Origin of the sequence: Ornithinibacillus scapharcae TW25 (assembly GCF_000190475.1) — a bacterium.
Taxonomy (GTDB): Bacteria; Bacillota; Bacilli; order Bacillales; family Amphibacillaceae; genus Ornithinibacillus; species Ornithinibacillus scapharcae.
Genome location: NZ_AEWH01000029.1, coordinates 1 through 18,641, shown reverse-complemented (window position 1 = coordinate 18,641; position 18,641 = coordinate 1). Strand labels below are relative to the sequence as shown.

Here is an 18,641-nt window from a genome sequence, read left to right as displayed (position 1 = left end):
CTTTTTTGTAGGAGAGATATAGAATATATTCTACTTACCGGTTTCTAATACGGTTTACAATGTTTTGTATTCTTTGCTGAGCCGTTTGGTTAGTAGAAGTTGTTTGTTGGAATTGAGAACGCAATGAATTTACATTTTGATTAATACGATTTTGTGCACCTTGTACTGCTTGGTTAATTTTGTTTTGAATATCTTGAAACATAGCTCTACCTCCTTTCTACTAACATTGTATGAAGTGAGGTAGAGGTTGCCAGTATGTTTTCCTCATTCTATCTAATTTCGTAGAGAAATAGGCTGTTTTTTAAGAGTCTTTATCCGAATTGAACATTTTAGACATCATTTCGGTAATTTCTGCTACCTTCTTTTCATCTTTCATCATTTCCTGCATCATATCCATTGCAGTTTGTCTCATTTCAGGATTGTTCATCATACTTTGAAGGAGTTCAGGAGTGTTTTTATTTTCGCCAAGACTTTTCAGAAGGTCGGAAAGATTCATGTCCTTAGTCAACTTGTTCACCGCCTCTTTAATTGGTAATGTTTTTAAAACCTTGTTTGCCCCTTTTTTAAAGGCATCCACATATTTCGTAGCATCTTCTGTCTGTAAGCTATCTAACAGAGCTTTAATTTTCTCTAAAAGATCAGATCCGAGGTTATTCTGCTGTAAGCTTTTCTTAACTGGCTCCAACATACTTGCTTTTTTTTCATGCATTCGATTGGTTGTGATCAATTGGTTCGTGTTCTGTTTGAGTTGCTCGAGCTTCGTTACTGGAGATGTGTTGGTATTCGCATCATTACTAGGATTAGAAGAATAAGAAATACGATTTTTACGGAGTTCTCGATGTTTGCCGCTACCTGTTGGCTTGTAAGTCCTTTGATTCACTATTACACCACCTTTACTAGTTCCTTACGATACATACGTACGCCAAATAGAATCAGTTGGTAAGTGCTGGAGTCTATTTTTATTTCAAAAATATATGCTTGCCTACTAGGAATAGCGTTAAAAGGTTATAAATCCTACTTCAAACAACCATTTTTCGATAGATAGGTTAATTCGTCCAGTCTGAAGTTGCAAGTTTTCATAGCTTATTATTGTGAGGCCTTACAGTAAAGCCTTAGGAGGTGTTGATTAGATGATTGCAGCATTAGTATTGCTATTCGTTTGGTTTGTAATCTTCACGCCGATTATCCTTTTAATCGCGTTGCTTGGATTCTTACTACCGTAACTAGTAAATAAATCAACAGTATAATACCCTCAGGGAGGTAGTAGTTTATCATCTCGATAAGCTACTACCTCTTTCAATATGCATAAAATTCCTACTCCACCCCAAACTATTGATATATTTTAAAAAGGAGGAAACATTTATGGGTGGAAGACCAAAAGGACCAAAACAACAGAAGGAACCAAATTTACCACTGTCACCGGATTTACCATATGGAGAAGGGCTAGATGGTTCTAAAAAGGTAAAAAACAAAAATCATTCTCGTCAAAATCGAAATCCACATCATGGATTATAAAGTGTAGGGCAGTCTATTTAGACTGTCCTTTATTGGTTGATAAACTAGAGAGCTTAACCTATTATTAAATGGAATAATAAGAATGTTAGGGTTGATAGTATGAAAAAGTTTTGGGCAGAATTTAAGGTGTTTGCGACAAAAGGGAATGTGTTTGACTTAGCCGTTGCCGTGGTAATAGGAACTGCTTTTAGTGCGATAGTAAACTCATTGGTAGCGAACATCATTACACCATTAGTAGGAATTTTATTTAATGGGATAGATTTTACAAAAGAAGTCTGGACAATTCGTGGTGTGGAGATTCAGTATGGAATTTTTATACAATCTGTTTTTGATTTCTTTGTAATAGCTTTATCGATATTTATGTTTATACGTATTGTAAGCAAATTCAAGCTGAAGAAGAAGGAAGAAGAAATAGTAGAGGAAGCACCAAAGATAGATGCACAAGAAAAGTTATTAATGGAAATTCGTGATATTCTAGCAGAGCAAAGTAATAAAGCTGATTAGGGGGAAATCAGATGAAAATCAAGGATTCATGGTTTACAGTTCAGCAAATCGATGAAACAACTTTTGCTATAAGTGAGTATGGCCATTGGGAGAAGGTGCACTCCTTTTTATTAATTGGTAAAGAAAAGGCGGCCTTAATTGATACCGGTTTAGGTATTGATAATATTAAACGAATTACAGACCAGCTAACCGATTTACCGATTATTGTTATTACCACTCATGTACATGCAGATCATATTGGTGGTCATGGATTATATGAAACAATCTTAGTACATGAAGCGGAAGAAGACTGGCTCATCAATGGCATTAAAGGACTTTCGATTGAACGGATTCGTCATGATATAGGTAGAGACATTACGAAGCCTACTCCAACTGAGTTTAATCCGAATACATATACGCCATATACAGGACAACCGACTGCAATATTATCAGATGGGGATTTAATTGATTTAGGAGATCGATTATTAACTATTTTTCATACACCTGGTCATTCTCCAGGTCATATTTGTGTCCTTGATAATGATAGAGAATATTTATTTACGGGTGATTTACTTTATGTAGATACGCCTATTTATGCGTTTTATCCAACTACAGACCCTGAGGAGCTACTTAACTCCTTAGAAAAAATCTCTTACTTACAGGTTGCCAAAATCTTTGGTGCGCATAACACGCTAGGTATTGATCCGAGTATTTTATATGAGGTACAGGAAGCAGTATACGAATTACGCGGTAAAGATGTTGTTCGTCACGGTACAGGAACCCATGTGTTTAAATCCTTTAGTATACAATTTTAGGAGGAAGTACTTTGTTGGATTCGATGAAAATGTTGAGGAACGGAAATGATAAACAACTAGCAGCTTTCCGTGCTATTCAGGATTTAAACATCTTGGTTGAGCTAAACAAGTATTCTCCAGTAATTTGTGGAACAATCCCATTAGGAGTAGACACGGATGAATCGGATATTGATGTCATCATGGAAGTTCACGACCTACAAACCTTTATGGGGGAAATATCTCAACTATACGATGATTTTGAGGGTTTCCGGGTAAAGGAAACCGTCATTAGAAACAATCCAGTAGTAAAAGCGAATTTTCATTATGCAGAATTTGAATTTGAACTATTTGCCCAATCACAGCCAGTGAAAGAACAACATGCCTATATTCATTTGGTTATGGAATACGAGTTGCTGAGCAAGTACCCCGGTATAAAAGAAAAGATAATTAACTTAAAACAACAAGGAATCAAGACCGAACCAGCTTTTTGTCAGGTATTAGGTATTGAAGGGAGCGACCCCTATACCGATTTAATATCTGCTGGTCAGGCATTATTACATTATCTGAAAAAGGATAGAATTAGACAGTTGAAGATATTGAATGTTGTGGTGGCGACGGGAGTCACACCAGAGTCGCTCGTACCGACCTTAAGGTCACGCGAACTCCATTAGACTTAAGCGGAATACAAAGAAACAGGCGCGGGTTTATCTGTAACACGCGCCTGTTTTATATTTCACGTAACAATATGAAAAGCCCGCGCGATTATACTGGAATCCCTCGTAACAATGCCCCAATCCTGCGTGACAATTCGAAATCCTGCGCGACATCCCAAATCTTGTGCGATAATTCTCCATTCCCGCGCGACAATTCCCAAATTCTGCATGACAATCCCGGATCCCGAGTGACAACCCCAATTTCACGCCCCCCATCTCTAGCCTACTCCAGTTCTCAGTCTCCAGACTGAAACGAATTAGAACCTAGGTCCGTAGAAGTAGTAAATAGTTTCCAATAAACTAAGGATAGAAACGAAAGAGGAGTTGAATAAGGTGGCACAAGCAATTGTTGAGGTGAAGCATGTAAAAAAGTCTTACAAAAAACGAAAGACAAAAGAGTATATTACTGCAGTGGATGATATTTCGTTTACGGTGAACAAAGGAGAAATATTAGGATTACTTGGACCTAATGGGGCCGGGAAAACGACCACCATAAAAATGATTTGTGGATTGGTTCGTCCGGATAGTGGTTCGATTCTAATTAATGGAATTGATAATCAGATAAAGCGACTTGATGCCCAAGAGCATATTAGTGCAGTTCTAGAAGGAAACCGAAACTTGTACTGGCGTTTGACGGTTCGTGAAAATCTAGAATATTTTGCAGGGAATCGTGGTAAGTCCCGGAAAGAGGTTGCAGGACAAATCGATGAGTTACTTGTACAGTTCCGATTGAAGGATAAAGAGAATGAAATGGTAAACCGTTTATCAAGGGGTATGCAACAAAAGTTAGCGATTGCAGTTGCAATGCTTGCTGGGAGTGAGGTTATTCTGTTAGATGAACCGACTCTAGGTCTTGATATTGAGACGGGTTATGAAGTTCGTGAATTACTTCGGGATATCGTTCGAAATCAGAAGCGCACTATTATTATTACCTCACACGATATGGATGTTATCCAGGATTTATGTGAACGCACCGTTATTATCAATTCTGGAAAAGTAGTGACAGATGATCGAGTGGAGAATTTAATGCGGTTATTTGAAGTGCGTTCCTATTCTGTAAAACTTGATGGGCATTTAAGTGAGGAACAGCATCAGCTTTTACTGAATAAGTTTCCAGAACTGATTTATTCACCTGACACCTATCAATCAACGATAGAAGTAGATTTGACAAAAAGTCAGGAAATCTATGACTTGTTTGACATCCTGAAACTAGAGCAAACACCAGTAGATACAATTGATCGTAAAACAATAAATTTCGAACAGGTATTTATGAATATCGTGAAGGGGGAGAAAGAATATGCGCTTTCTGAACGTGCTTAACGCGAATATTCGCAGAGAATATATTATGTTAAAACGATACTTACCAAATACAATTGCGATGCTCGTGACGTTTTATGTCATATTCTTAGGAATGTTCTTCGGAATATCTTTAGTTGGGGATCCAAGCACGCAAGATACGAATATTCAATATGTCATCGTAAACTATATCTTTTGGTTTATGACAATGGCAGTAGTCAATGATATTGGCTGGCAGATTACCAATGAAGCGACACAAGGTACACTAGAACAATTAGGGATGTCACCGATGGGGATATGGAAAATTATGTCAACTAGATTAATTTCCACCACTGTCCTTGACTTTGTTATGATTGTCGCATTGCTTTATTTGAGTATGTTTACAGCTGGTCAGTGGCTAAATGTAGATGTCATATCCATCTTGCCAGTATTGATATTAACATTAATTAGTATGTTTGGCTTGGGCTTAATTATTGCTGGCTTTACGATGATTTTAAAGCAAATCCAAGCATTTCTACAGATTTTACAATTTATTCTAGCGGGTTTAACATTTGTTCCCTTATCTGTTGCCCCTTTCTTAGCTTATTTTCCGTTTGTAAAGGGAATTGATATGGTTCGGGAGATTATGATAAATGGTGTATCCATCAATGAATTCGCGATGTCAGATATACTAATTCTAGTATTTAATGCAGTATTCTACTTTGCGCTAGGGCTATATGTTTTTCTTAGTTGTGAACGATATGCCATGCGAAAGGGATTACTTGCACATTATTAAAAAGGTAAAAGACCAAATTGGGTTCCGTTTTGGTCTTTTATTGTTATCCGCTTGAAGTATGGAAGTGTCGTAATAATTTGTTAAATTTAAATGGAGAGGTGATTGAACGTGAATAGAAAAGAAAAAAAGAAAAGTGAAGGACTAACACTTGTTAGTGCTGTTGGAGGCGGAATCGCTGGCTGGTTTATAACGATTGGGTTAAGTATTATGGCAGATACACCTATGACTAACCTATATGGAATATCCATATTATTAGGGGTAATTGTAGGGTTATTATGGGATATAGCCGATAAGCTAAATAAGGGTAGTTATAATGATAGGTAGGAAAAGAGAAAGCTAAAATCTTGAAAGAATATACTAATGATAGTAAGGTATTGATTCAAAGAAGAGTAATGTATTGCTAATTTGTTTACAACGGAAAGGGTACTTTATGTAAGACACTAATACTAAATATTCAATTAGGAGTTGACTATGGAAAATAACGTATTTGAACAAATGGCCAGAAGATATGATACAGAAGAAAGAATAGGATTAGCTAGCGTAATTGTGAAGGAAGTAAGAACTGAATTACAAAATAGTAAGTCGAAAACTCTAATAGATTATGGAAGTGGTACTGGTTTAGTGAGTTTAGAACTATCTGATTTAGTCGATTCGATATGGTTAGTAGATTCTTCAGAACAAATGTTGGAAGTCGCTAAAGGGAAAATTTCTCGTAAAGGCATAGCTAACGCAAATGTGCTTCTTTCCGATTTCACCCAAGAAACCCCAGAAATTAAGGCAGACATTGTCTTCATGTCGCTTGTCCTTCTCCATATCCCTGATACTAAAAAAATATTACAAGTGTTGTTTCAGATGTTAAATACTGATGGTAAGTTAATTATTGTTGATTTTGATAAGAATGAGAAAATAAATCATCCGAAAGTACATAATGGCTTTTCACATGAAACACTGAATAACAGTTTATCTGAAGTAGGATTTGCAACAACAGAAATAAAGACCTTTCATCGTGGGGAAAAAATCTTTATGAATCAAGATGCCTCGATGTTTATAGCCACCAGTATAAAATGATTCTTCTTGACTTGAATCATTTTTTGTAAAGCTTACGTCTTATAGGTAGGGGGGATAGAAATGCATAATATTAGAATTGGACTTATGATTGTACTGATTTTGACAACGGTTCTGTTATCACCTATACCAACGGCTGCTTGTTCCTGTGCTGAACTTGGTCCTGCCCAAATGGAGATGGAACGGTCAACTGCGATGTTTAAGGGAGAAGTACTGGACATAAAGGATGCTAATCATACGAGGAAAGTACTTATTAAGGTGGAAGAAGCCTGGAAAGGTGTGGAAGAATCACAGGTAATAGTAGTTACCGGACTTGGCGGTGGTGATTGTGGTTTTGAGTTTCAGGTTGGTCGGGAGTATTTAGTGTATGCATCAGGTGAACAGAGTCTATCCACCAATATGTGTGACCGAACGTCATGGGTTCAATCGAAAGATGCAAGTGAGGATTTTGAAGTACTAGGTCAGGGTGTTGCCCCGAATACTATTGTTGATTTATCTGACGAATTCAAACCTTTATCAGATGGAGTCATCGTTTGGGTAGGTGCCGGATTATTCATTATCCTATTAGTTGTGGTAATACTTGTGAAGTGGAGTAAGAGCTATTAAGAAAATCTCAACTTTTCCCCAATAAATAGGTTAGTGTCTGATACAAGTATCGGTCACCTGTCATAGGTTAATAGTGAACGTATCACAAGAAAGGGGAAATTATATGAGACATCGTCATCGACCAGGTTGTGGTTGTCCGAAATGTATTGTTTATCCAACTAAACACAATGTAGTACATCATTGTACTGAAGAAACTGTTCAGCATGTTCATCCATCCCATACTACGATAATGAATCATCACTTAATCCAGAACCAGCATGTATTTCCACATTCCACTTCTGTTCAAAATACAGTGAATAGTGTAGATGTTTATGGAGGTTCATTCAATGTACCAGGACCAGGATTTGGTCCAGGACCAGGGCCGGGAATGGTAGCAGGAGCAATGGCACCAGGCATGGGACCAGGTATGAACCCAGGTCAAGTAGCAGGAGCAATGTCACCAGGCATGGGACCAGGTATGAATCCGGGGCAGGTAGCAGGAGCAATGTCACCAGGCATGGGACCAGGTATGAATCCAGGTCAGGTAGCTGGGGCAATGTCGCCAGGAATGAATCCTGGAATGGGACCAGGATGTGGGAAACCTTATCCAGGATTAGGAAATCGATAACTATTGGGTAATCATCTCATGATATGGTAGAAGAGCTGGCAAGAATGCCAGCTCTTTATTCTATGGAGAACAATTTAAGGAACCTTGCAAGAAAAAATGATAAAGTAAGTAATAAGAAAATGTCATTTTAGGTAAGGGTGTGTACATACATATGAAAGTACTGACGGTTACTGGATATAAACCAAGAGAAATCAACATCTTTAAGGAAAACGATCCGAAAATAGCTATTATAAAAGCATCATTCGAAAAACGATTAGTTGGATTTATAGAGGAAGGGTTAGAATGGGTACTTCTCTCGGGGCAAATGGGAGTAGAGCTGTGGGTAGCTGAAATTGTTATGGACTTAAAGGAACAGTATGATCTTCAGCTTGCCATTATACCTCCTTTTGAAAATCAAGATGAACGCTGGCCAGAAGACTTGAAATTTAAATATGAAGAATTAACGATGGTTGCTGATTTTTATCAGCCGCTTTATCAGGGAGAATATAAAGGATCCTATCAATTTAGAGCGAAGAACAAATGGCTTGTTGAGAAAAGTGATGGGTGTTTACTGTTATTAGATGAGGAGTATCCTGGTAGCACCAAGTTTTTTTACGAGGAGGCTAAACGAGCAACGAAAGATTATCCTATATTCTTAATTACACCTTCAGACCTTGACGATATGGTGGAGGAGCTCCGTATGGCAGATCCTGATTACTGGAATTAGCAGGATTTTTAGAGGGAAACCGAGCAATGTGGAGCGAAAATAAATAAGTAAGTAGGGGGGAGTGTAAGAATGATAGATTTTCCTATACTCTATACGAATAGATTGAAATTAGTAGAAATCAACCACAGTTTTGTGGTAAATATCTTTAATGTCTTATCACGAGATGAGGTCACTAAATATTACGGTAGGGATAGTTTGAAATCACTGGAGGAAGCTGAGAATATTATTGAACACTTTCAGGTTCTATTCCAGGAAGGACGAGGGTTCCGATGGGGGATTGTATTAAAATCTACCAATGAATTTGTAGGAACAATAGGCATTCATAATTATTCCGCTAATATGAAACGTGCAGAGGTTGGCTTTGAACTTCATCCAGATTATTGGAGGAAAGGGATATTAACTGAAGCGCTTAATCGTGTTTTAGAATATTGCTTTGTTGATTTAGGATTGTACCGTATTGCAGCGATTACTTTTCCAGCCAATAAAGCATCCAATGGCTTATTAGAAAAAGTAGGGTTTAAGCTTGAAGGAACACTTAGAGGCTATTTATATCAGCATAATCAATCTAATGATGCATATGTATTGTCACTGATAAAGCCAGATTGGAGAAAGAGACAGCTAGAAGATGAACGACCTATTCCATATACCGATCACATGACAGAGATTATTAAACGGGCAGAAGCGTCGGGTGATTTTGATGACCTACCTGGTAAAGGAAAACCACTAAAACTAGGACCAGGATATACGAACCCTTCTGAAGCCCAATTATATAAAACTATGAAAGATAATCATGTTCTTCCTAAATGGATAGAACTAGCAAATGAAATAGAATCGTTAAAAGAGCAGTTGAAAGAGCTTGAAGGGAAAGAAAGACGTAAACTAGTAAAAGAAATTAATAAAAAGATTAAAGTTTATAATTTTGCTTGTCCACCTTCTTTACAAAAAACGAAGATATTTGAATAGTAGCCAGTCTCCATTGAGGCTGGCTTTTTGCGGGTTGAAAAGGGAGAACGCTAAAGAATTCGCCAGAAAGCTAAAGGTCCTGCTAACTTAGCTAAAGATTAGCTGAATTTCGCTAAAGTTCCGTTAAACCTCGCTAAACATTATGTATACTTTCCTCGGTTTCATGCCCAGGACGTTAAAAGAGTGGGCTTTAAAGGGCCCACTCCGATTACCATAAGAACTCCATAATATTTCCTTTAAATAAGTTTGTGTCTATATTACAGGTTTCCGAATCAATCGCATATTGCCATCCATATACTTTTGCGTTTTCTGGTCCTGCTGCACTCCATTCTGGGGCATTTTCTTTAGTGGTTATTTCTTCCTGAGGATATGCTGTCCATACGATAGTGTTTTTTAGTGCTTCCTTGTCCATTGAACTAAACTGATTCAAAAGATCATTATCGTCGCTGAATACACCGTAAACACCTGGTTCAAAGTCTGACTCCTTTATGGTAGAATACCAGCCTTCTAGGAAAGCTGCATCGATTGGATATTCAGGTTCAATATCGACGAAGATTGCGACACCTTTGGGGATTTCAAGCTCCTTTGCCATACCAATTGCTTCTTCGGCATGGGCAATACCGTTATCGTGACCCCGAGCATCCTCTACATGGTTATAGATTACTAGAATTTTGATGCCGTTATCATGTAGTAGTTTTACCTCGGTAGAATCAAGTCCTGCTGAAACCCCTTCTTTATCTCCAAGATAGCGACCCCAAACAGATGGTTGACCAAAGTTATCTACGACACAACCAAAGAATTCCTCGTCTGTGTAAGTTGCCGAATCAACACCCCAGTGTATTTCGTCTCCATTACTTTCTTTATCCCCTTTATTATTTTTACTATCTTTTTCCTTATCCTTGTTTTCCTTTTCTTCTGTTTTAGGATCCTTTGCTTCATCTATTTCTATTGAGGATGGGAAATAAATTGCCATAATAACAGGGATGGCTACAATGATGATCAAGGTAACTAAAGTAAAAAGTTCGTTTCTTCTCATGATTTAACCTCCCTTCAAGCCCCCTGTAGCAAACTATGACTAAGAAGAAAAATGGGTGTGGGCGGAGTAGGGAGAAATTAATACAAAATATTTAAAGGAAACGAAAAACATTTGTCGAATAATATAAAAAAACTAAAGGAGTGTCGGTATGAGCTCTATTTACATGAACTGGGGTAGTGCTATCGTTAAATTAACATGGAGAAAAGATTTTCATCCAACCAGAGAATTAATAACAAGTGTTCATGGCTTTTGTTTCTTGGAGGACAATCTCTTAATGGTCCACTTAAATGATCGTGGTTGGGATCTTCCCGGCGGTCATATTGAGAAAGGGGAAGCTCCCGAAGAATGCTTGAAACGTGAGGTGTTGGAGGAAGGTTATGTAAAGGGTGACTCTATTTTTCTCGGTGCCCTGGAAGTGAATCATCAGGATAACCCGAATTGGAATGAAGCAAGTCCATATCCACTCGTTGGGTATCAGCTTTTTTATAAGATGAATATTAACAAAGTCCTATCTTTTAAAGGTGAAAACGAGTCTGATGAGCGAATGTTTATTCACCCGAGTGAGATTTCGAAATATAAAGAGTGGTATGGAATGCATCAAGAAATGTTACTTTATGCAATGCAAATAGAAGTAAGGAGATGAGGGGAAATGTGTGGGATTAAAGCATAAGGAGAGAGATTCGAACTTACCAGAATTACGTAAACAATTGTTAAGGAGTGCATTAGATGATTTAATGAATGATCCGAATGTGCTAGGGATTTATGAATCTGGTTCACTAGCAAGAGGGGATTTTGACCATTATTCTGATATCGATTTACATATCGTTGTTCGTTCAGAGGTGAAAGAAGGTTACATTGCTGAAAAAAAGAGCCGTTCAGCAAAATGGGGAGATGTTTTATTTTACGAGGGTAGTGCGAGTACTCCGTATATCGTTACGCATTATGAGTGCTTTGTAAAAATCGATACATGGTACCATGAGAAAAAAGATCTTGCACCTTCAATATGGTTACAAGGTGCGAAAACATATCATGACCCCGAATTAATCATTCAAAAAGTAATCGATGAGTCAAAGAATATTGCGTTTAATGTATCGACTGATGAGATTATATTCTGGCGGAATAAAGTTTTTGCCTTTGTTCATGAAACATATCGAGCAGTCATGCGTGGTGAATTGTATGATGCATTAACGAATTTAGATCATGTAAGATGGTTCATTGCTTCAGCCTGGTATACGGAGAGGGGCGTTTATCTTTATAACTCTTACCATGTTTGGTCGAAAATAGAGCGGGAAAACACGGTACTTTCACAGGAACAACTGGAACTTTTGAAGAACTGGGATTGTGATAGAAATGCAACTAAAATAATGAAAACAATCTCGGCAATATATCCTGAATTTATTCGGTTGAATACAGTTTTGTCTAATAAAGTAGGAATATCAGATGATAAGGGACTCTGTCGAAAGGTTTTTGATTTAATTCTTTAGTAGGGGAGACATATGAAACTCTACGGTGACTTAAAAAAAGAAGACTGGATGAGGGCTCTCCGTATTTCATAAAGTAAAGTCCCTAGTTCCTTTATTCTTCATGGAGAATGGGAAAATAAAGAGAATATCGAGTTATGGTAATAACTTTTGCCTAACGAACAGTGGATAGGAGATTGGAATACCGTCATTGGTAATTATGATGGGAAAAGAATTGGTTTTGCCAATGTATATGGGGGACCTTCTGCAGCAGTTACAGCCCATCGTTATGCTGTTCTCGGAACAGAAAATTTTATCCAAACAGGTTATTTCGGAGGGTTGTCCCATGAGGTTCAATATGGTGACATTCTCATTGTGACTGGAGCATGGTGTTTCTCAGGTGGTATTTACCGGGAGATACAATGGTTTATGCGAATCAGAAGTTAGTGGAAGAAGCGATCAATTATTGTGAGAAAAAAGGTTATCGGTATGTAACAGGTTCTGTAATCATTATATATGGAAACGACAGAGATTGTGAGAGACTGGTCAGAGGATGGCCATTTTGGAGTGGATATGGAGACTGCACAACCTTTACATCGCGAAACATTTTAACCGAAAGGCTATTAGCATATTAAACTTATCCAATCATATTATTCAAGGAGATACATTCTATACCACAACAGATTAGACAGGGGAGAGAATTTGAGAATTGGCATTATATTTAGCAAGTTTATAAGAGAATTCCCTGAGAGTCCTAGGGGATTTTTTTAATGGTATGTAGAACTTTAAAATTCAATTATAAAAACAATGAATCTGCTGTAGAAATACAGTTGATAGAGCATCTCAACGCCAAAATCTAGCGAAACGCACTGAAAATGTAGTTGACAGATCCTCTGTAACTTCAAAAATTACATAAAGCCCACAAAAAGGTAACAGAAAACTAGGCCCTTAAAACATTAACCATTACTATTATGATTGATAATGCTATAATGTTTATAATATTTACATTAATCAAAAGGAGGACGAAATATGACAAATGATTTCTATTGTGATTATGTTTTAAATCATAAAATAGAGGTTGAAAAGGTCTATGAAACCGAGAATGTTCTGGCATATTATCATACCCGTCCATCTTATAAGGTGCATATAGTTGTAATCCCTAAAAAACATATTCCTTCACTGACTGACATTCATCCGGATGATAAATGGATCCTAACGGAGTTAATGAACATTATTCAGAAGGTGGCAGCAAAAGTAGAGCAAGACTTCGGCGCATGCCGTGTGATAACTAATCTAGGAGACTATCAAGAATCCAAGCATTTACACTGGCATATTGTTTCGGGTGAAAGATTTTAGAAATAAGGTGGACTTATGATAAAGAAGTATACATCTTCAGATGAAGAAAAACTAAGCGAACTCCTGAAACGTACACAAGAAGATACAAATCTAGTGACTATCTCGAAAAGTACAAGTTGTATCGCATCCTATGCTGCTTACGAACATGGTAAGATGATAGGGTTTATTGCGGCATGGAAAAGTAAAATTCACCCGTTTTGTACTTATTTTCGTTGTACTACAAGAAATAAACAAATTGGTCTTGCAGCGGATTTAATGGAATATATGGAGAGCGATATGAAGGCTAGTGACTATCCGCTCCAAACTTCTCTAGATTCAAGTTCAGCTTTAGTAGATAACTATCATAACCAATTAACATTGGTCCGTAAGACCTATCTGCCGACCATTACTTTAGCGAACATACCATATGCTTCATCACTAGATGAAAGTGAAAGGGTATTATCATTCGATACAATCAAGGGGAATTCTCATATAGTTAAAAAACTCGCAACCCTAGTCAAAAAGATTTATAGAAGAAACACACCAAGTAAATCCGATAGCCGAACTCAGTCTTTCTACCTGGCAGAATATGATATTTATGGAGGATTTAATCGAAGAAGGAAGTTACCTTTATCTAAATGATAACAATGAAATTTTAGCATACTCATTACTTCATCATTCGGAGATTGAGGACAGAGTTGAATTTGGGTGGAAAGGTTCTAACCATATATCAAATAAAGAGAAAATTAATCTATTAGTAGAATTACAGATTAATTTTGCCAAACGAAAAGGCTTTCGATTGTTAGAAGGAGAATTTGACGATATGGATGCATATGCAATGGAAGTATTAAATCATTTCTCTTTTCCGAGAGATACGGTTTTACTTACCTATCAAAAAGCAGAAAGAGGATGACGCTATATGGGATCACGAATTATGCATGTCATTATTGCTAATAAAATTGCAGAAAATATATCAATTGCAGATAAGGGGGAGTTCCTAATAGGTGGAGTAGCTCCAGATGCTACAAACCCTAAGGACGCATCACATTTTTTTATTGGAGACCATAATGATTTCACAAGGTCAATCGATTATGAAGGTTTTTTAAAGAAATATCAGCATTCAGCCTATGTAATGGGTTATTACACACACCTAATTGCGGATTACGTTTGGTTACATGGCTTTTACCATGGTTGGTTGAAAAATAGGATGAGTGTAGATGAAACACTGTATCAAAAGTATCATCAAGACTTTCGCTTGTTAAATGGAAAACTTCTCGACCATTATCGAATTGATGAAAGGATACTTGAATCTGTCAACATAGCCAACATACATGATTTGGAGGAAGTTAGTGCAGAAGAGGTGAAAGCATTTATTCCATATGTCATAGGTGATATGAATTACTCGAAGAAGGACTTAGAAACCGATCTGGGCGTATTTACGTTTCAGCAGATAATCGGCTATCTAGAAACATCTGCTGAAATGGGAATAGCGAAAATAAAAGCTCTAGGGGTTACCTTATGATAATAAGAGAATTTTCATTCGAAAGGGATATTGACCAAGTTGCTAATCTCTTTCACGAGGTTTGGAATAGTAATCAAGGAGAATTCATAGAGAGGTTAGAACGTCATGGTAAATATCCAGGTTTCTATAGTTTTGTAGCTGCTGATGGTTTCTCGATAGTAGGATTTGCTTATGGGTATACTTCGACTGCGGGACAATATTATCATGAACGAATCAAACAGGCATTATCCTCTACAGAACAGGAATTCTGGATGACGAATTGCTTTGAATTAGTTGAACTTGCTGTGCATCCATTCTATCGTCGTAAAAGAATTGGAAGAGAGCTCGTCACATCATTAATCACACAAGCAGATAAAAGAACTGCAATATTAACAACGCAAACGAATAATGATCCCGCTCGTACGTTATATGAATCATTAGGCTGGAAGATTATTCGAGAAAACTTTTTCCCAGGAGAATCATCTGAGTCTTATATCATAATGGGATTGGAAAGGAGCAAAAATATATAAATTCCTCATAAGATAGTAGAGTTCATCCAAAATTTACTGTAAAAATTCAACAAAATTGAAAAATATGGATATTTTCTTATGTATTTTCCAATTATTTGAAACCTTTTTGCTCCTTTAAACGTCTATATAAGAGATAGTTTTTTAATTAGTGACCTTCGCAAGCATAAAACATATTTACATCCCTCGATAATAATAAAAACCCTATACGATATTGGGAATAAAATAAAAGTAGAACCATTCAGGTTCTCAAAAAGGGAGGAGAAAATGAGAAAGTTACTGTTAATACTAGGATTTATCTATACGTTTATGGCGGGCTGCTCTGCGCAAACACTTCAGGAGGCTATTGATAACAGTGATTATGGAGAATTTGATAAACCAGAAATACTATATCAAAATGAAGATCATGGAGTTGTTATATTCTTAACGAAGGATGACAGTGGAGAATTTATTGTTTGTCGTAGTTCCTTTGAAAAAAATAAATTCAATCGCTATGAATTGGATACCAATGGGGATTTTTCATTAAATGTAGATATTGGCAAGAAATCGGAGTTTATCCAAGTCGATCAAATTGAACCCGATTCTGGGGATTCACTTCATCTCGTTTGGGGAGTCGTCTTTAATCACCCTGGGGCCAAGCGGATTGATTATCGAATTCTAAATAAACAGGGGGAACAACTATTACAAAAACATGTTAATATAAATAAACAGCATATCTTCGTTGATGTAGTGACCGAACAACTTACCGATTATCATTCTGTTTCGTTTGATGTATTAGATCATGAAGGAAATATTATAACTAGCTATAATTAATAAAACCCTTTTCGCTAAGCGAGAAAGGGTTTTACTTTTAGCAGAAAGGGGTGCATAAAAATCTATCTCGTATACATAAAAAAAAGCGCATTTGCAAAAGGACAAGCAAATGCGTGTTTTTCTAATTACTTTTCCTGATTTTCAGGGGGAGGTGTTTGATTTCCGACTGGAACACGTTTAATAAAGAACGCTAATATTAAAGCAATGACAACAATTAATGATGATATCAGGAATGAAAAATTAATACCGTCTAACATCGCTAAATTCTCCAACTGTTTAGCTGGTGCCAAAGCTGATTCCGCATCTATTAAACTCGAATCGATTGGTTCCTTCGTTAAATCTTCAAGAGCAGCATCACTACGTTTATTCATAACCGTTACTAATAATGCAGATCCAATTGCGCCAGATACTTGTGACAACGTATTATTCATTGCAGTACCGTGCGGGTAATCCTTCATCGGTAGTTGATTTAATCCATTCGTAATAACTGGCATATTGACAAGAGACATACCAAATGCACGAATAGAGAAAATGGCAGCAACAAACAGATAAGGAGTTATCATTGATAGATTACTTAAGATAAAGGTTGTAACAACTAAGATGGATAGTCCAATAATAGAGATAATCTTTGCTCCATGTTTATCAAAAAGTCTCCCGGCAATTGGAGACATAATCCCCATTACAACTGCTCCAGGAAGCATAAGTAATCCAGCTTCTGTTGGTGAGAATCCACGCACATTTTGGATATATAGTGGGATTAATATCATACCAGAAAATAATGCCAGTGAAACGGTTGTGGAGATAGCAGAAGAAAGTGCAAACATTGGGAATCTAAAAATCCTAAATTCCAATAATGGTTCTTCTAAACTAAATTGGCGAATAATGAGTAATACTAAACCGATAACTCCCGCAATAATGGTTCCATAGACAAGGGGGTCTCCCCATCCTAAATCACCCGCTGAACTGAATCCGTATAATAGTCCACCAAATCCTACACTAGATAATAGCAATGATAGCACATCCAGTTTAATTCTATTCTGCGGTGTAAAATTCTTCAGACGAAGTGCAGCATATACCAGAGAGAAAATTGAGAATGGTAATACGATATTGAATAACATTCTCCAACTATAATGCTCCACAATAAAGCCTGATAGTGTTGGACCTAATGCAGGAGCAACTATCATGACAAGCCCAAAGATACCCATCACCTGACCACGCTTCTCAATTGGAAATGCGACAAGCATGACATTCATTAATAGTGGCATCATAATTGCTGAACCTGCAGCTTGAATCATCCTTGCTGTAAGCAGAATACCAAACGTTGGTGATATGCTTGCTAATAACGTACCAGCAGTAAAAAGTCCCATTGCTGTCAAGAAGATACCACGGTTGGTAAATCGTTGAATGAAGAATGCACTTGCAGGTATGAGAATACCATTGATAAGCATATAACCTGTTGCCAACCATTGCACCTTTGCTGGGCTAACTTTAAACTCGTTCATAATAGATGGTAATGCGACATTGAGAAATGTTTCATTAAGTATAGCGACAAAAGCACCAATAAATAAAATAGCTATTACACCATAAGGTGCTTTTTGTTCTTGTTGTGTTATAGACATATTTCTAACCTACTTTCCGTGTTCAAATTGAAGCACTTAAGTATTTTATACTGACAGTACAAATTTTGCAATGATTATAGCTGGTATACCTATAATTTGTTGATATAACAACGTGTTTCGTGTTAAATATAACTATACTCTTGTTCTAATTAGGTGGTTATAGGTTTATGAATAAAAGAGAAAATGGAATAGTTAGTGCAGCGCAAAAGTTGTTTATTGAAAAAGGATATCATGCAACATCCATACAAGATATTATCGATCATGCTGGAGTTTCCAAAGGAACATTCTATAATTATTTTGCCTCAAAAGTGGATTGTTTACTTGCTATTCTAGAATCAGTACATACAATAGGTGAACAGAAGAGACTGGAGCTGGCGCTTTCAAAAGATAAGCATGATGAAGAAGTGTTTATTCAACAAATTATAGTTCGTTCTAAGATGAATCAAGAGCATGATATGCTTATTTTATTTGATATGATTATGCACTTAGATGAGCCTAAAATTAAGGAGTTTTTGGATAAGCAGTATCAGTATGAGTTACAGTGGATATCAAGAAGATTGTGTGAAATTTATACCCCAGCGATCCGGGAGCAATCGGTAGATTATGCTGTAATGTTACTCGGATCCATTCACCATTTTATGCATGTGTGGAAGCTGACAACCGTTGAAGAGATAGATTTGGAAAAAGTGATTCGGTTTATTTTGAAGCGGATGAAACCAATGATCCATGAACAAATACAGACAGGGGAAAAGTTTTTTTCTATCGATTGGTTTGAAATGGAAAAAGACACGATAGATCCTGAACAACTGCTAGCTTCTATTGTTGAG

General features: G+C 36.9%; 26 protein-coding genes. 22 read left to right on the top strand and 4 right to left on the bottom strand.

The window, feature by feature from the left end:
- Positions 1 to 34: 34 nt before the first annotated feature.
- Together G5W_RS23740 and G5W_RS0107555 are read right to left on the bottom strand one after the other, a co-directional pair.
- Entirely contained in the window at positions 35 to 202 is a 168-nt protein-coding gene (locus tag G5W_RS23740) for a hypothetical protein (protein WP_010095549.1), read from the bottom strand.
- 99 nt (positions 203 to 301) lie between these two features.
- Positions 302 to 880 carry a hypothetical protein gene (locus G5W_RS0107555; RefSeq protein WP_010095548.1) on the bottom strand — a complete coding sequence of 193 codons (579 nt, stop codon included), beginning with the start codon at positions 878 to 880 and terminating at the stop codon, positions 302 to 304.
- A gap of 482 nt (positions 881 to 1,362) precedes the next feature.
- Here G5W_RS0107555 and G5W_RS0107545 point away from each other — a divergent pair, with 482 nt between their 5' ends.
- The 12 genes from G5W_RS0107545 (at position 1,363) to G5W_RS24645 (ending at position 9,523) form a co-directional block, all read left to right on the top strand.
- Entirely contained in the window at positions 1,363 to 1,515 is a 153-nt protein-coding gene (locus G5W_RS0107545) for a small acid-soluble spore protein P (protein WP_010095546.1), read from the top strand.
- 99 nt (positions 1,516 to 1,614) lie between these two features.
- On the top strand, positions 1,615 to 2,019 hold the full coding sequence (mscL, locus tag G5W_RS0107540) for a large conductance mechanosensitive channel protein MscL (protein ID WP_010095545.1): 405 nt from the start codon (positions 1,615 to 1,617) through the stop codon (positions 2,017 to 2,019).
- Positions 2,020 to 2,030: 11 nt separating this feature from the next.
- A complete protein-coding gene (locus G5W_RS0107535; protein ID WP_010095543.1) occupies positions 2,031 to 2,813 on the top strand; it encodes an MBL fold metallo-hydrolase in 783 nt (260 codons plus the stop codon).
- Positions 2,814 to 2,824: 11 nt separating this feature from the next.
- Positions 2,825 to 3,463 (top strand): DUF4269 domain-containing protein, encoded by a 639-nt coding sequence (locus tag G5W_RS20700; RefSeq protein WP_010095541.1) that lies wholly within the window; start codon positions 2,825 to 2,827, stop codon positions 3,461 to 3,463.
- A gap of 375 nt (positions 3,464 to 3,838) precedes the next feature.
- On the top strand, positions 3,839 to 4,825 hold the full coding sequence (locus tag G5W_RS0107525) for an ABC transporter ATP-binding protein (protein ID WP_010095539.1): 987 nt from the start codon (positions 3,839 to 3,841) through the stop codon (positions 4,823 to 4,825).
- A complete protein-coding gene (locus G5W_RS0107520) occupies positions 4,803 to 5,576 on the top strand; it encodes an ABC transporter permease (RefSeq protein ID WP_010095537.1) in 774 nt (257 codons plus the stop codon). Before G5W_RS0107525 ends, G5W_RS0107520 begins: the two co-directional genes overlap by 23 nt.
- A gap of 108 nt (positions 5,577 to 5,684) precedes the next feature.
- Positions 5,685 to 5,900 (top strand): hypothetical protein, encoded by a 216-nt coding sequence (locus G5W_RS0107515; RefSeq protein ID WP_010095535.1) that lies wholly within the window; start codon positions 5,685 to 5,687, stop codon positions 5,898 to 5,900.
- 147 nt (positions 5,901 to 6,047) lie between these two features.
- Positions 6,048 to 6,644 carry a class I SAM-dependent methyltransferase gene (locus G5W_RS0107510; RefSeq protein ID WP_010095532.1) on the top strand — a complete coding sequence of 199 codons (597 nt, stop codon included), beginning with the start codon at positions 6,048 to 6,050 and terminating at the stop codon, positions 6,642 to 6,644.
- 60 nt (positions 6,645 to 6,704) lie between these two features.
- The gene (locus tag G5W_RS20695) at positions 6,705 to 7,247 is read left to right on the top strand and encodes a hypothetical protein (protein ID WP_010095530.1); all 543 of its coding nucleotides are present in this window, start codon (positions 6,705 to 6,707) and stop codon (positions 7,245 to 7,247) included.
- Between the two features lie 103 nt (positions 7,248 to 7,350).
- A complete protein-coding gene (locus tag G5W_RS20690; protein ID WP_010095529.1) occupies positions 7,351 to 7,854 on the top strand; it encodes a spore coat protein in 504 nt (167 codons plus the stop codon).
- A gap of 151 nt (positions 7,855 to 8,005) precedes the next feature.
- Positions 8,006 to 8,560: an SLOG family protein gene (locus tag G5W_RS0107495; protein WP_010095528.1), complete on the top strand. Its 555-nt coding sequence runs from the start codon at positions 8,006 to 8,008 to the stop codon at positions 8,558 to 8,560.
- Between the two features lie 69 nt (positions 8,561 to 8,629).
- Positions 8,630 to 9,523 carry a GNAT family N-acetyltransferase gene (locus G5W_RS24645; protein WP_010095527.1) on the top strand — a complete coding sequence of 298 codons (894 nt, stop codon included), beginning with the start codon at positions 8,630 to 8,632 and terminating at the stop codon, positions 9,521 to 9,523.
- Positions 9,524 to 9,731: 208 nt separating this feature from the next.
- Here G5W_RS24645 and G5W_RS0107485 read toward each other — a convergent pair whose 3' ends face one another.
- Positions 9,732 to 10,559: a glycoside hydrolase domain-containing protein gene (locus tag G5W_RS0107485; protein ID WP_010095526.1), complete on the bottom strand. Its 828-nt coding sequence runs from the start codon at positions 10,557 to 10,559 to the stop codon at positions 9,732 to 9,734.
- Positions 10,560 to 10,707: 148 nt separating this feature from the next.
- Here G5W_RS0107485 and G5W_RS0107480 point away from each other — a divergent pair, with 148 nt between their 5' ends.
- The 9 genes from G5W_RS0107480 to G5W_RS0107435 all read left to right on the top strand — a co-directional run bounded on the left by G5W_RS0107480 (position 10,708) and on the right by G5W_RS0107435 (position 16,195).
- Complete coding sequence (locus G5W_RS0107480; protein WP_010095525.1) at positions 10,708 to 11,202, top strand: NUDIX hydrolase; 495 nt, start codon at positions 10,708 to 10,710, stop codon at positions 11,200 to 11,202.
- Between the two features lie 10 nt (positions 11,203 to 11,212).
- Complete coding sequence (locus tag G5W_RS0107475) at positions 11,213 to 12,043, top strand: nucleotidyltransferase domain-containing protein (protein WP_010095523.1); 831 nt, start codon at positions 11,213 to 11,215, stop codon at positions 12,041 to 12,043.
- Positions 12,044 to 12,190: 147 nt separating this feature from the next.
- Entirely contained in the window at positions 12,191 to 12,466 is a 276-nt protein-coding gene (locus tag G5W_RS24220) for a phosphorylase family protein (protein ID WP_010095522.1), read from the top strand.
- 582 nt (positions 12,467 to 13,048) lie between these two features.
- On the top strand, positions 13,049 to 13,375 hold the full coding sequence (locus G5W_RS0107460; protein WP_010095520.1) for an HIT domain-containing protein: 327 nt from the start codon (positions 13,049 to 13,051) through the stop codon (positions 13,373 to 13,375).
- Positions 13,376 to 13,390: 15 nt separating this feature from the next.
- The gene (locus tag G5W_RS0107455; protein WP_029191054.1) at positions 13,391 to 13,996 is read left to right on the top strand and encodes a hypothetical protein; all 606 of its coding nucleotides are present in this window, start codon (positions 13,391 to 13,393) and stop codon (positions 13,994 to 13,996) included.
- On the top strand, positions 13,953 to 14,267 hold the full coding sequence (locus tag G5W_RS0107450) for a hypothetical protein (protein WP_029191053.1): 315 nt from the start codon (positions 13,953 to 13,955) through the stop codon (positions 14,265 to 14,267). The genes G5W_RS0107455 and G5W_RS0107450 overlap by 44 nt, the downstream gene beginning before the upstream one ends.
- Before the next feature lie 6 nt (positions 14,268 to 14,273).
- Positions 14,274 to 14,876 (top strand): zinc dependent phospholipase C family protein, encoded by a 603-nt coding sequence (locus G5W_RS0107445; RefSeq protein ID WP_010095518.1) that lies wholly within the window; start codon positions 14,274 to 14,276, stop codon positions 14,874 to 14,876.
- A complete protein-coding gene (locus G5W_RS0107440) occupies positions 14,873 to 15,385 on the top strand; it encodes a GNAT family N-acetyltransferase (RefSeq protein WP_010095516.1) in 513 nt (170 codons plus the stop codon). Before G5W_RS0107445 ends, G5W_RS0107440 begins: the two co-directional genes overlap by 4 nt.
- A 264-nt stretch (positions 15,386 to 15,649) precedes the next feature.
- Complete coding sequence (locus G5W_RS0107435) at positions 15,650 to 16,195, top strand: hypothetical protein (RefSeq protein WP_010095514.1); 546 nt, start codon at positions 15,650 to 15,652, stop codon at positions 16,193 to 16,195.
- A gap of 125 nt (positions 16,196 to 16,320) precedes the next feature.
- Here G5W_RS0107435 and G5W_RS20675 read toward each other — a convergent pair whose 3' ends face one another.
- The gene (locus tag G5W_RS20675; protein ID WP_010095513.1) at positions 16,321 to 17,814 is read right to left on the bottom strand and encodes a DHA2 family efflux MFS transporter permease subunit; all 1,494 of its coding nucleotides are present in this window, start codon (positions 17,812 to 17,814) and stop codon (positions 16,321 to 16,323) included.
- A 167-nt stretch (positions 17,815 to 17,981) separates the two neighbouring features.
- Between G5W_RS20675 and G5W_RS20670 the strand changes: the two genes are divergently transcribed.
- Positions 17,982 to 18,641, top strand: a 660-nt coding sequence (locus G5W_RS20670) for a TetR/AcrR family transcriptional regulator (RefSeq protein ID WP_010095512.1), incomplete at its 3' end; no start/stop codon positions are given.